The organism is Acidocella sp. (assembly GCF_027352905.1).
Lineage (GTDB): Bacteria > Pseudomonadota > Alphaproteobacteria > Acetobacterales > Acetobacteraceae > Acidocella.
In genome coordinates, this window is record NZ_DAIEIF010000017.1 from 18,756 (window position 1) to 31,037 (window position 12,282).

Below are 12,282 nucleotides of genomic sequence, written 5' to 3' on the forward strand. Positions count from 1 at the left end.
CTGCCCCATGATGAAGGCCCCCTATGCGGTGCAGGTGCAGGAGTCGCGCGGCCGCGTGCATGCGCAGGAACGCTCGGATGAGCGCACGCCTTTTCAGCGCGACCGCGACCGGGTGGTGCACAGCGCCGCCTTCCGCAAGCTGCAATACAAGACCCAGGTCTTCGTCAATCACGAGGGGGATTTTTACCGCACCCGGCTCACCCACAGCCTGGAGGTGGCGCAGATCGCCCGCGCCATCGCCCGCGCCCTGGCGCTGGATGAGGATCTCACCGAGTGTCTGGCCCTCGCTCATGATCTCGGCCATCCGCCCTTCGGCCATGCCGGGGAGCGGGGGCTGGACGAGGCGCTGCGGGATTTCGGCGGCTTCGACCATAACGATCAGAGCTTCCGCGTCGTCACCATGCTGGAGCAGCGCTATGCCGGGTTCGACGGACTCAACCTCACCTGGGAGACGCTGGAGGGTCTGGCCAAGCATAATGGCCCGTTGAAGCGCCCGCCCCCCGCCATCGCCGCCTTTGACGCGTTGCATCCGCTCGACCTCGCCCGCCAGACCTCGGCTGAGGCGCAGGTCGCCGCTTTCGCGGATGATATCGCCTATAATACCCATGATCTCGATGACGGGCTGCGCGCCGGGCTGTTCGGGTTCGAGGATATACTTGCCCTGCCGGTGATCGGCGATTTGCTGCGCGAGGCGCGGCGGCTCACGGAGGACCCGCCACGCCTGCGGGCGGAGTTGAGCCGGCGGGTGATCAACGCCCTGGTGCACGACGCTCTGGCCGAGAGCGGGCGGCGTCTGGCGGCGCTGGCCCCGCGCAGCGCGGCGGATATCCGCGCCGCGCCGGACCCGGTGATCGGCTTCTCCGGCGAGATCCGCGCCGCCAACACCTCCCTCAAGCGCTTTCTGATGGCGCGAATGTACCGGCATTGGAAGGTCAACCGCATGACATATAAAAGCGAGCACGTGACCCGCACGCTGGGCGGGCTGCTGCTCAAGCGCCCGGATTTGCTGCCGGATGACTGGCGCGAGCGGGCGGGCCAGGGCGAGACCGCCGAGGCCGCCGCCACGGTGCGCGACTATGTGGCCGGCATGACCGACCGCTACGCGCTGGACGAGTTTTCCCGTTTGACGGACCCAGCCATCCCCGCTTGAGAGAGAGCATGCAAGAGGAAAATCTGTTCGCCGCCCTGCGGGGCGAGGTTCTCGCCGCCCTGGCCATTCTGGCCCCCGGCCTGGCGCCGGAGGTGCTCGCGCGGGTGGAGGTGACGCCGACCAAGGACCCGGTCCATGGGGATATGGCGACCAACGCGGCGATGATCGCCGCCAAGCCCTCCGGCAAAAACCCGCGCGAACTGGCGGCGGCGCTGGCGGCGCGGCTGGGCGCCGCGCCAGGCTGTCTCCGGGCCGAGCCGGCGGGGCCGGGTTTCGTCAACCTCACCCTGGCGCCAGACCTGCTGCGCGCGCAGCTCCCTCTCATTCTCGCCCGGGGTGAAGCTTACGGCCAGGGCAAGCCCAGGCCGCGGCGGGTGAATGTGGAATACGTCTCCGCCAACCCAACCGGCCCCCTCCATGTCGGCCATTGCCGCGGGGCGGTGGTGGGGGACGCGCTCGCCAATCTTCTGCGCAAGGCGGGCTGGGACGTCACCAAGGAATATTACGTCAACGATGCCGGCGCGCAGGTGGATGCCCTCGCCCGCTCCGTCTATGTCCGCTATCTCGAGGCGCTCGGCCTCTCTGCCCAGGCCTATATCGAGACCGTGCCCGGCGGCATGCAGTATGGCGGCGCCTATCTCATCCCCATCGGCGCGGCCTTGGCGGAGCAATATGGCGATGAATACGCCGAACGGCCCGAATCCGCCTGGCTGGCCTTGTTCCGCGAGTTCGCCGTGGCCCGGATGATGGACATGATTCGCGAGGACCTCGCCGCGCTGGGCGTGCGCCACGACGTGTTTTCCTCCGAGCGGGCCTTGGTGGAGAGCGGCGGCGTGGAGCGCGGGCTGGAGCGGCTGCGGGCGCAGGGGTTGATCTATCGCGGCATATTGGAGCCGCCCAAGGGCAAAACGCCGGAGGATTGGGAGCCGCGCGAACAGGAATTGTTCCGCGCCACCGCCTTCGGGGATGACGTGGACCGCCCCATCGCCAAATCAGACGGCTCCTACACCTATTTCGCCAATGACATCGCCTATCACGCCGACAAGGTGGCGCGCGGCTTTCTCGACATGATCGATGTCTGGGGCGCCGACCATGGCGGTTATGTGCGGCGCATGCAGGCCGCGGTGCGGGCATTGGCGGGCAATGAAGGGGCGCGGCTGGACATTCTGCTCTGCCAGATCGTCAAGGTGCTGAAGAATGGCGAGCCGGTGCGGATGTCCAAGCGGGCTGGCACCTTCGTCGAGCTGCGGGATCTGATCGACGAGGTCGGCCCCGATGCCGTGCGGTTTTTAATGCTGATGCGCAAGGCGGACGCGCAGATGGAATTCGACCTTGCCGCCGCCGTGGCGCAGACCCGCGAGAATCCGGTTTTTTACGTTCAATACGCCCATGCCCGCTGCCGCTCGGTGCTGCGGGCCGGCCCCGCCCCCTCGGACGGGGCCGATGTCTCGCGGCTCCGCGCGCCGGAAGAGATGGCGCTGATCCGCCGCCTCATCTTATGGCCGCGCCTGGTCGAGCAGGCGGCCGAGGCGCGCGAGCCGAACCGCGTGGCGTTTTTCCTCCACGATCTCGCCGCCGATTTCCACGCGCTGTGGAATGCTGGGCGGGACAACGCGGCGCTGCGCTTCCTGCGCGAGGATGACCCGGAGGGCACGGCGGCGCGCGTCGGGCTTGTGGCGGCGACGGCCATCGTGCTTCGCTCCGGCCTTGCCGTGCTCGGCGTCACCCCGGCCGAAGAGATGAGGTAGGTCTTGCCCGAGGATGATGACGATTTCCTGTACCGTCCGCACCGGGCCCGCGGCCAGCGGCTGGACCCGGCGATCCAGCGCATGGCGATGGCGGCGGGCGGGGTTTCGGCGCTCGTCATCGTCATCGCCTGGCTGTGGAGCGGCATCCACCCTTATACGTTTGGTCCGCCGCCGGTCATCACCCCGCCCGCCACGCCGCTGCGCGTGGTTCCGGCCGAGCCGGGTGGGCTGGTGGTGCCGGGGGCGGATATCCCCATCATGTCCGGGGAAAAGGGGGACGCCGTCCCGCATCTCGCCCCGGCGGGGCAGGCGCCCGACCTCGCGGCGCTGGACCAGGCGGCGGGGCTGAACCAGCCTGTCCAGCCCGCTCCTGGGCAGCCCAGCCCTCCCGCGCCGCAAACCGCCCAGGCCAAGCAAGCCGCGGGCGATACGCCGGGCAGCGTCACGCCGGCGGCCTCGCAAACACCGCGTCCCGGCTCCACCGCCGCCAGCGCCGCCCAGGCGGAGGGGCTGACCGCCGTGCAGCTCGCCGCCACCAATAGCGAGGCGGGCGCGCTCGCCGTCTGGACCCAGTTGCAAGGAAAATTCCCCTCCTTGCTCCAGGGGCGCCAGCCGGAAATCATCCCGGCCATCGTCAACGGCCAGAGCGTATGGCGGCTGCGGCTCGGCGGCTTTGCCTCGGCGGCGGCGGCCAAGGCGTTTTGCGCCCAGATCACCGCCCAGGGCGCGGCCTGCGCCGTGGCCGCGTTTTGAAGCCCGCGATTCTTGGCATCTCCGGCCCGGCGCTGACGGAGGAGGAGCGCGCCCTGTTTCGTGACCATGCCCCGCGCGGGGTGATTTTGTTCGCGCGGAATATCATAGACCCGAATCAGTTGTCTGATCTTACAACAGATTTACGATCCATCCTCCCCCCTGGCGCGGTGTTGATGGTGGACCAGGAGGGCGGGCGGGTGGCGCGGCTCAAACCGCCGCATTGGCCCGCCTTGCCCGCCGCCGGCACGCTGCGCACAGCGGCGGCGGCCTATGCCCATGGCCGCGCCCTCGGCGTGCTGGTGAAGGCGGCGGGGTTCAGCTGTACCGCCGCCCCGGTGCTGGATCTGCGGGTGCCCGGCGCATCCGGCGTGATCGGCGACCGCGCGATTACCGGCGACGCCGCCACCGTGGCGCGGCTGGGCGGGGAGATCGCGCGCGGCATTCTCGCCGAGGGCGTCTTGCCGGTGATGAAGCACCTGCCCGGCCATGGCCGGGCGCTCGTGGATTCGCATCTGGCGCTGCCGCGCGTGCCGGAGCTGACCGGGGACGACCTTCTGCCCTTCATCGCCAACCGCGATCTGCCTTGGGCGATGACGGCGCATGTGGTTTATGAGCAATACGATTCAATAAATCCAGCGACTTGCTCGAAAATTATCATTCAAAATCTTATCCGGGACCGCATCGGGTTCCGCGGGGTTCTGGTTTCTGACGATCTTGCCATGGGGGCGCTCAGCGGCACCCCGGCCGAGCGCGCCCGGCGCGCCCTGGCGGCGGGCTGTGACGTGGCGCTCTATTGCCCTGGCGATTTCGCGGGCAACCGGGCCGTGCTGGAGGCGCTGTAGCGTGGAAATCCTCCTCGTCATCGCCGCGCTGGGCGCGGCCATCATCCTGCACGAGCTGGGGCATGGCGTCGTCGCCCATTGGCTGGGCGACGAGACGGCCCGCCGCGCCGGGCGGCTCACCCTCAACCCGCTGCGGCATATCGATCAAATGGGAAGCATCATCCTGCCGTTATTCCTGGCGGTGGGACAATGGCTCACCCTCGGCCGGGTGGCGTTTCTGTTCGGCTGGGCCAAGCCGGTGCCGGTGGATCCGTTCGCCTTGCATATCGGCGCATACCGCAACCCGCGCCGGCTGATGGCGCTCGTCGCCCTGGCGGGGCCGGCCGTCAATTTTCTCCTCGCTTTGGCCGGCGGCTATGCCTTGCGCGCGGCCATGGCGTCGCCCGTGGCGGCGGAGGCGCTGATCTATTTCATCGATATTAACTTATTGCTTGGATTGTTTAATCTGATTCCTTTGCCGCCGATGGATGGCGGCCGCATCGCGGTGGGTTTGCTGCCGCTGCCGCTCGCCTCGCTGCTGGCGCAAGCGGAGCGGCTCGGCATCGCGCTGGTGCTGCTGGCGCTCTTCGTGCTGCCGCTGGCGCTGGCGCAATTCGGGATCAGGTTCGATCCGTTCGGCGATCTGATCCGGGTGGTGCTGCCCGTCGCGGAGCAGGCGGTGCTGACCCTCACGGGAACGCCCATTGGAAGCCGCTGACGCCCTGGTGCTCAAGCTGGAAGGGTTCGAGGGGCCGCTCGACCTGCTGCTGGATCTCGCCCGCGCCCAGAAGGTGGATCTCGCCAGGATTTCCATCCTTCAGCTGGTCGAGCAGTTTCTCGGCGTCATCGAGGGGGCGCGGCGGGTGCGGCTGGAGCTGGCGGCGGATTGGCTGGTGATGGCGGCCTGGCTGACCTGGCTGAAATCCCGCCTGCTGGTGCCGCAGCTTGGCCCCGTGGAGGAGGCGGAGGCGGCCGCGGACATTCTGCAAGCCCGGCTTCTGGATTTGCAGGCCCTGCGCCAAGCGGCGGCCTGGCTGGGGGCGCGGCCGCAGCTGGGGCAGGAGGTTTTCGCCCGCGGCCAGCCGGAGGAGATGACCGAGACCGACCGCTCCCGGCTGAAGCTCGACCTGCCCGGCCTGCTCGCCGCCTATCTCGCGGCGCGGCGGCGGGCGGGTGCCCGCCAGCGCTACCGGCCCAGGCCAATGATGTTGTTCACGGTACAGACCGCGCTGGAGCGGCTGGGAATGCTGCTCGGTTCGCTGCCGGATTGGGCGAGTTTGGAGCAGTTTCTCCCCGGCGGGCTGGAGGATGGCCTTCCCCGCCGCGCCGCCATATCAGCCACGCTGCTCGCGGGGCTGGAAATGGCGCGTGACGGGCGCTTAGATTTACGCCAGGATGACAAATTCGGGCCGATTTTGATGCGCAAACGGGAAGCGGGGTTGAATGAGTGAGGATTTCACCCCGGCGATGCGCCTGGCGGAGGCGGTGGTCTTCGCCGCCGCCCAGCCGGTGACGGCGCGCATGCTGGCCAATCTCCTGCCGGAGGATGCGGAGGCGGAGGCGGTGATGGCGGCGCTGGCGAGGGCTTATGCCGGGCGCGGGGTCAATCTCGTCCAGGCGGGGGGAGGCTGGCAATTCCGCACCGCGCCGGACCTCGCCCCCAGCCTGCGCAAGGTGGTGGAGCTGCCCCGCCGCCTGCCGCGCGCGGCGCTGGAGGGCCTTGCCATCATCGCCTATCACCAGCCGGTGACCCGCGCCGAGATCGAGGAGATACGGGGCGCCGCTCTCGCCCAGACCACGCTCGACCTGCTGCTGGAAAACGGGCTGATCACGCCCCAGGGCCGCAAGGAGACGCCGGGGCGCCCGACTTTATGGGGCACGACCCCGGCATTTCTCGCCCATTTCGGCTTGAACCATCTTAAGGAACTGCCCCGGCGGGAGGATTTGCTGCTCGACCCCGCCGGGCCGGGCGCGGGTGAGGGCGGGGCGCCATGAAGCCGGTGCAAATCACGCGCGAGACCTTGATGGACGGCACGCTGCGCGCCCGCCAGCGTGAATACGCCAAGGTGCATCCGGATATGCGCTGGCGCAGCGATGACGAGCTTGTCGCGACCTTCGAGGCGATTCTGGCCTCCCACCCGCCGGGCGAGGATCTCTGGGTGTTCGGCTACGGCTCGCTGATGTGGAACCCCGCCTTCGAATATGAGGAAACCCGTCCGGCCCTGTTGCGGGGCTGGCACCGGCGTTTCTGCCTGAAAATGCTCATGGGGCGCGGCACGCCGGAACGGCCGGGGCTCATGCTGGCGCTCGACCATGGCGGCGCCTGCCGGGGCCTGGCCTTCCGCATCGCGGCGGCGAAGGCGCGGGAGGAATTATGGCTGCTCTGGCAGCGGGAGATGTATGGCAGCGCCTATCATGCCCGCTGGGTCTGGATAGAGGCCGGGGGCCGGCGGCTCCGCGCGGTCACCTTCGTCATCAACCGCGACCATCCCCGTTACGTGAAGGAATTATCCCCGAGGGAAACGGCGGCGCTGATCACCTCCGGCTGCGGCGATCTCGGCACCTGCCGGGAATATTTCGAGAACACCATGGCCTCGCTGCGGGCGATGGGCGTGCGGGATTCGGCGCTTAGCCGCATTGCCGCGTTTTTGCCATCCGCGTGAGGGGCTGCTAGCAAGCCGGCGCGATGTTTGGATTATCCTGGGGAGAGATCGGGCTGATCATGGCGGTGGCGCTGATCGCCATCGGGCCGAAGGATCTGCCTGTCGCCATCCGCACCGTCACCGGTCTCATCAAGAAGGCGCGGGGCATGGCGGCGGAATTTCAGAGCCATGTCGATGAGATGATGCGCGAGGCCAATCTCTCCGACGTCAAGACCGAGATCGACAAGCTCCGCCGCTTCGATTTCCGCGCCGCCGCCGAGACGGCGCTCGACCCGGATGGCGGGTTGCGCGCCACGGCGAAAAGCGTGACCGACTCTCTCGCCACCCCCTACACGCCGCCTGCCCCGGTGGAGGAGGCGCCGCCCGACGCGCCCGCCATCATCCCGCCCGAGGCGGCGCGCAAACCGCCGGTGCCCGCCATGATCCCGCCCGGCACGAGGCGTTGGGGTTTCTAGGCATGGCCGAGACTGAGGACGAGATCAACGACAAGGAAATGCCGCTGCTCGACCATCTGGCGGAGCTGCGGATGCGGCTCATCTGGTCTGCCGTGGCGTTTTTGGCCTGTTTCGTCGTCTGCTATCACTTCGCCCCCCGGATTTACGATTTTCTCGCGGCGCCGCTGGCGCACGCGCTCGAGGCGCGGGGAGAGAAGCCGGAACTGATCTACACGGCGCTCTACGAGGCGTTCTTCACCTATGTGAAGGTCTCGGTGTTCGCGGCGGCTTTCTTTTCCTTTCCCATCGTGGCGTCGCAAATCTGGCTGTTCGTCGCGCCCGGGCTCTATAAGCGGGAAAAGCGGGCCTTGCTGCCCTTTCTCATCGCCACGCCCATCTTGTTCTTCGCGGGCGGGGCGCTCGCCTATTACGTCTTTTTCCCGGTGGCCTGGAAGTTCTTCCTCTCCTTTCAGCAGAATGGCGGGGTGGAAATCTCGCTGCTGCCGAAGGTGGCGGATTATCTGAACATCGTGATGAAGCTGATCTTCGCCTTCGGGCTCAGCTTCGAGCTGCCGGTGCTGCTCACCCTGCTCGGCAAGGTCGGCATCGTCTCTTACGCGGCGCTGAAAAAATACCGGCGTTATGCTTATGTCGGCTGTTTCGTGCTGGCGGCGGTGATGGCGCCCCCGGACGTGCCCAGCCAGTGCATCATGGCGGGGCTGCTGATTTTCCTGTTTGAGATTTCCCTGTTCCTCGTGCGGATGGTCGAGCCCCGGCCGGAGGCGGAGAACCCAACCGAAGCGGATCAAGAGCCCGGACATGCATGACATCAGAATGATACGCGAGGACCCGGCCGGGTTCGACGCGGCGCTGGCGCGCCGGGGCATCTTGCCGCTCTCGCGGGAATTGCTGGAACTGGACGAACAGCGCCGCGCCGCCATCGCCCGCCAGCAGGAATTGCAGACGCGGCGCAACGCGCTGGCGAAGAAGATAGGCGAGGCCAAGCGCGGCCGCCAGGACAGCGCCGCGCTCGAGACAGAGGGCGCGCGGCTGCGCGTGGAAATCGAGGCGCAGGAGGCGGAGGCGGCGCGGCTGGACGCCATGCTGCGCGACGCTCTGGCGAAAATCCCCAATCGTCTCGATGACTCCGTGCCGGCGGGCGAGGATGAAACCGCCAACCAGCTCGTCAAAAACTGGGGCGCGCCGCGTGAGTTCGGTTTTTCGCCCAAGCCCCATTTCGAGCTGGGCGAGGCGCTCGGCCTGATGGATTTCGCCGCCGCCGCCAAGATCGCGGGGGCGCGCTTCACCGTGTTGCGGGGCGGGCTGGCCCGGCTGGAGCGCGCGCTCGGCCAGTTCATGCTCGACCTCCATACCGGCGAGCATGGCTACGCCGAGACGGCGGTGCCGTTGCTGGTCAACGAGGCCGCCATGTTCGGCACCGGCCAGTTACCGAAATTCATCGATGATCTCTTCGTCACCAAGGATGACCGCTGGCTCATCCCCACCGCCGAGGTCTCGCTCACCAATCTCGCCGCCGGGGACATTCTCCCCGCCGCGCGCCTGCCCTTGCGTCTCACCGCGCTCACCCCCTGCTTCCGGGCCGAGGCGGGCGCGGCCGGGCGGGATGTGCGCGGCATGCTGCGCCAGCACCAGTTCACCAAGGTCGAGCTGGTCTCCATCACCGCGCCGGAGCAAAGCTGGGAGGAGCATGAGCGCATGACCCGCGCCGCCGAGACCGTGCTGGAACGCCTCGGCCTGCCCTACCGGCGGATGCTGCTCTGCGCCGGGGATACGGGGTTTGCCGCCGCCAAGACCTATGATCTCGAAGTCTGGATGCCGGGGCAGGGGAGCTACCGGGAGATTTCCTCCTGCTCCAACACGCTCGCCTTCCAGGCGCGGCGGATGAACGCCCGCTACCGTCTCCCGGAACAGAAGCCGGATTACGTCCACACGCTCAACGGCTCCGGCGTGGCGGTGGGCCGCGCTTTGATCGCGGTGATGGAGAATTACCAGAACGAGGACGGCTCTATCGCCGTTCCGGAGGCGCTGCGCCCGTATATGGGCGGGCTGGAACGCATCACCGCCGCATGATTTGACAGGGCGGGCGCTGCCTTCGCATGGTCCGCCCGCATGATTTGGGAAAGCCGCATGACCGCTGATTTGCAAGCCGCCATCGAGACCGCCTGGGAAGGCCGCGCCAGTCTCAGCCCCGTTAGCGCCGGGCCTGCCCGCGCGGCGGTGGAGGCGGCGCTGGAATTGCTGGATTCGGGCCAGGCGCGGGTCGCCGCCCCTGGTCCGCAAGGCTGGGAGGTGCACCAATGGCTGAAGAAGGCGGTGCTGCTCTCCTTCCGGCTTTATCCCAACCGCATGCTGGAGGGGCCGGGCGGCGCCCCGGTCTTCGACAAGGTGGCGATGAAATTCGCGGGCTGGGGGGATGACCGCTTCGCCGAATCCGGCATCCGCGCCGTACCGGGGGCGGTGGTGCGCCGCTCCGCCTTCATCGCGCCGGGGGTGGTGCTGATGCCGAGCTTCGTCAATGTCGGCGCCCATGTCGGGGCCAACACGATGGTGGATACCTGGGCGACCATCGGCTCCTGCGCGCAAATCGGCGCGAATTGCCATATCTCGGGCGGGGTGGGCATTGGCGGCGTGCTGGAGCCGTTGCAGGCCAATCCGGTCATCATCGAGGATGACTGCTTCATCGGCGCGCGCTCCGAGGTGGCGGAGGGCGTGATCGTCGGGCGGGGGGCGGTGCTGTCCATGGGGGTGTTTCTCGGCGCGTCCACCCGCATCGTCGACCGCGCCACCGGCGAGGTGTTTTATGGTCAGGTGCCGCCCTATGCCGTGGTGGTGCCGGGCACGCTGCCAGGCAAGACGGCGGCATCGCCCAGCCTGGCTTGCGCCGTCATCGTCAAGCGCGTGGACGCGCAGACGCGGGCCAAGACCTCGATCAACGAATTGTTGCGGGCGTGATCTCCGCCGCCCCGCTGCTGCGCGGCCTGCTGCGCTGCCCTTCCGTGACGCCGGCGGATGCCGGGGCGCAGGATGTGCTGGCCGAGGCGCTGGCTGGGCTGGGCTTCACGGTCACCCGGCTGCGCTTCGGCGACATCGACAACCTCTTCGCCGAGCGCCCGGGTCCGGGGCGGCATCTCTGCTTCGCCGGGCACACGGATGTGGTGCCTCCGGGGGAGGGGTGGTCGCATCCGCCCTTCGCCGCCGAGGAGGCGGATGGACGGCTCTATGGCCGGGGCGCGGTGGATATGAAAGGCGCGATCGCCGCCTTTACCGCCGCCGTGGCGCGCGCGCCTGGCCATGTCTCGCTGCTCATCACCGGCGACGAGGAGGGCGAGGCGGTGGACGGCACCGCCCGCGTGCTGGACTGGCTGCGCGGCGAGGGCAAGCTCCCCGCCTTCTGCGTGGTGGGCGAGCCGACCTGCAAGGCCCGGCTGGGCGATGTGGTGAAGATCGGCCGGCGCGGCAGCCTCAACGCCGTCATCCTCATGCCGGGCCGTCAGGGGCACACCGCCTATCCGCAGCTGGCGCAAAATCCCATCCACCGGCTCATCGCCGTGCTGGGCGAACTCACCGCGCGCCGGCTCGATGAGGGGTCGGAATTCTTCGAGCCGTCCTCCGTGCAGATCACCTCGGTGGATGTCGGCAACAAGGCGGCCAATGTCATCCCCGCCGAGGCGGTGGCCCGGCTCAACATCCGCTTCAACGATCTGCATAGCGGCGCCTCGCTGACCGCCTGGCTGAAGGAGGTGCTGGCCCGCCACGCCCCGGACGCCTCGCTCTCGGTCAAGATCTCAGGCGAGGCCTTTCTCACCAGCCCGGGCGATGAATTGGGGGCGCTGGCGCGGGCCATCCGCGAGGTGACGGGGCTGGAGCCGGACCTCGACACCGGCGGCGGCACGTCCGATGCCCGGTTCATCGCGCGCTACTGTCCGGTGGCGGAATTCGGCCTGGTGGGGGTGACGATGCATAAGGTGGACGAGGCGGTGCCGCTCGCCGAGCTGGAGGAGCTTACCCGTGTTTATGAGGCGCTCATCCGGGATTTTTGCGCATGATTCTGCGCGGCATCGCCCGGCTGGCGCGAGGAGATGCCAAGGGAATCGAGGAGTTCTCCGGCACGCTGGAGGCGTTTTCCGCCTCCCTCGCCCCGCTCATCGCCTTTCCGCTGGCGGGGGCGATCATCACCGCCATGGCGGGGGATTGGAAAATGGCGATCATCGGCCTGCTCTCCCGGCTTTGCGCCGTGCTCGCCCTGCCGGTGATCGTGTATGAATTCGCCCGGCTCTTCGGACGGCAGGCGGGCTGGCTGCGCACGGCCACCGCGCTCAACTGGTGTTTCTGGCTGGTACTGCCCGCGATTCTGGTGGCGGCCTTTCTCGGCGCCTTTCTCGTCCAGCTTGGCCTGGGCATGCTGGATGCGCAATTGGCGGTGCTGGCTCTGGCCGGGCTGTATCTGCTCTGGAACCGCTGGTTCATCTTCAAGGCCGGGCTGGGCTTGGGCGGCGGCCAGGCGGCGCTGATGCTGCTGGCGAGTCTGGCCGTCACGCTGGCGCTCGCGGCGCTGCCCTGGGCGGCGGGGCTGCCCGGCCTGCACCATCCCTCCCTCAGCACCCTGCCCTGAAGCGGGCTACGATTTGTTACCCGCCGCGCCCGGGAGGCTTCGGGACAGGCCGTGATCCCGGCGCTATAAGGCAGCCGGGC

Annotated in this window: 14 protein-coding genes; all 14 read left to right on the plus strand. The window is 68.4% G+C overall.

The window, feature by feature from the left end; all coding sequences use genetic code 11:
• Positions 1–7 precede the first annotated feature (7 nt).
• The 14 genes from M7H45_RS02505 to M7H45_RS02570 are packed head-to-tail and all read left to right on the plus strand — an operon-like array spanning position 8 to position 12,202.
• Positions 8–1,150 carry a deoxyguanosinetriphosphate triphosphohydrolase gene (locus M7H45_RS02505; protein ID WP_298214378.1) on the plus strand — a complete coding sequence of 381 codons (1,143 nt, stop codon included), beginning with the start codon at positions 8–10 and terminating at the stop codon, positions 1,148–1,150.
• Positions 1,151–1,158: 8 nt separating this feature from the next.
• A complete protein-coding gene (argS, locus tag M7H45_RS02510) occupies positions 1,159–2,898 on the plus strand; it encodes an arginine--tRNA ligase (RefSeq protein WP_298214380.1) in 1,740 nt (579 codons plus the stop codon).
• Positions 2,899–2,901: 3 nt separating this feature from the next.
• A complete protein-coding gene (locus tag M7H45_RS02515) occupies positions 2,902–3,651 on the plus strand; it encodes an SPOR domain-containing protein (RefSeq protein ID WP_298214382.1) in 750 nt (249 codons plus the stop codon).
• Positions 3,648–4,493, plus strand: a complete 846-nt coding sequence (nagZ, locus tag M7H45_RS02520; RefSeq protein WP_298214384.1) for a beta-N-acetylhexosaminidase — start codon at positions 3,648–3,650, stop codon at positions 4,491–4,493. The genes M7H45_RS02515 and nagZ overlap by 4 nt, the downstream gene beginning before the upstream one ends.
• Position 4,494: 1 nt before the next feature.
• Entirely contained in the window at positions 4,495–5,190 is a 696-nt protein-coding gene (locus tag M7H45_RS02525; RefSeq protein ID WP_298214385.1) for a site-2 protease family protein, read from the plus strand.
• Positions 5,177–5,923: a ScpA family protein gene (locus M7H45_RS02530; protein ID WP_298214387.1), complete on the plus strand. Its 747-nt coding sequence runs from the start codon at positions 5,177–5,179 to the stop codon at positions 5,921–5,923. Before M7H45_RS02525 ends, M7H45_RS02530 begins: the two co-directional genes overlap by 14 nt.
• Positions 5,916–6,467, plus strand: a complete 552-nt coding sequence (scpB, locus tag M7H45_RS02535; protein ID WP_298214388.1) for an SMC-Scp complex subunit ScpB — start codon at positions 5,916–5,918, stop codon at positions 6,465–6,467. Before M7H45_RS02530 ends, scpB begins: the two co-directional genes overlap by 8 nt.
• The gene (locus M7H45_RS02540; RefSeq protein WP_298214391.1) at positions 6,464–7,135 is read left to right on the plus strand and encodes a gamma-glutamylcyclotransferase; all 672 of its coding nucleotides are present in this window, start codon (positions 6,464–6,466) and stop codon (positions 7,133–7,135) included. Before scpB ends, M7H45_RS02540 begins: the two co-directional genes overlap by 4 nt.
• Before the next feature lie 23 nt (positions 7,136–7,158).
• Entirely contained in the window at positions 7,159–7,590 is a 432-nt protein-coding gene (tatB, locus tag M7H45_RS02545) for a Sec-independent protein translocase protein TatB (protein ID WP_298214393.1), read from the plus strand.
• Positions 7,591–7,592: 2 nt separating this feature from the next.
• On the plus strand, positions 7,593–8,396 hold the full coding sequence (tatC, locus tag M7H45_RS02550; protein WP_298214395.1) for a twin-arginine translocase subunit TatC: 804 nt from the start codon (positions 7,593–7,595) through the stop codon (positions 8,394–8,396).
• A complete protein-coding gene (serS, locus tag M7H45_RS02555) occupies positions 8,389–9,660 on the plus strand; it encodes a serine--tRNA ligase (protein ID WP_298214397.1) in 1,272 nt (423 codons plus the stop codon). The genes tatC and serS overlap by 8 nt, the downstream gene beginning before the upstream one ends.
• A 57-nt stretch (positions 9,661–9,717) precedes the next feature.
• Positions 9,718–10,542 carry a 2,3,4,5-tetrahydropyridine-2,6-dicarboxylate N-succinyltransferase gene (gene dapD / locus M7H45_RS02560; protein ID WP_298214399.1) on the plus strand — a complete coding sequence of 275 codons (825 nt, stop codon included), beginning with the start codon at positions 9,718–9,720 and terminating at the stop codon, positions 10,540–10,542.
• Positions 10,539–11,636 carry a succinyl-diaminopimelate desuccinylase gene (dapE, locus tag M7H45_RS02565; RefSeq protein WP_298214401.1) on the plus strand — a complete coding sequence of 366 codons (1,098 nt, stop codon included), beginning with the start codon at positions 10,539–10,541 and terminating at the stop codon, positions 11,634–11,636. Before dapD ends, dapE begins: the two co-directional genes overlap by 4 nt.
• Complete coding sequence (locus M7H45_RS02570; protein ID WP_298214403.1) at positions 11,633–12,202, plus strand: hypothetical protein; 570 nt, start codon at positions 11,633–11,635, stop codon at positions 12,200–12,202. The genes dapE and M7H45_RS02570 overlap by 4 nt, the downstream gene beginning before the upstream one ends.
• The last annotated feature ends 80 nt before the right edge of the window (positions 12,203–12,282 follow it).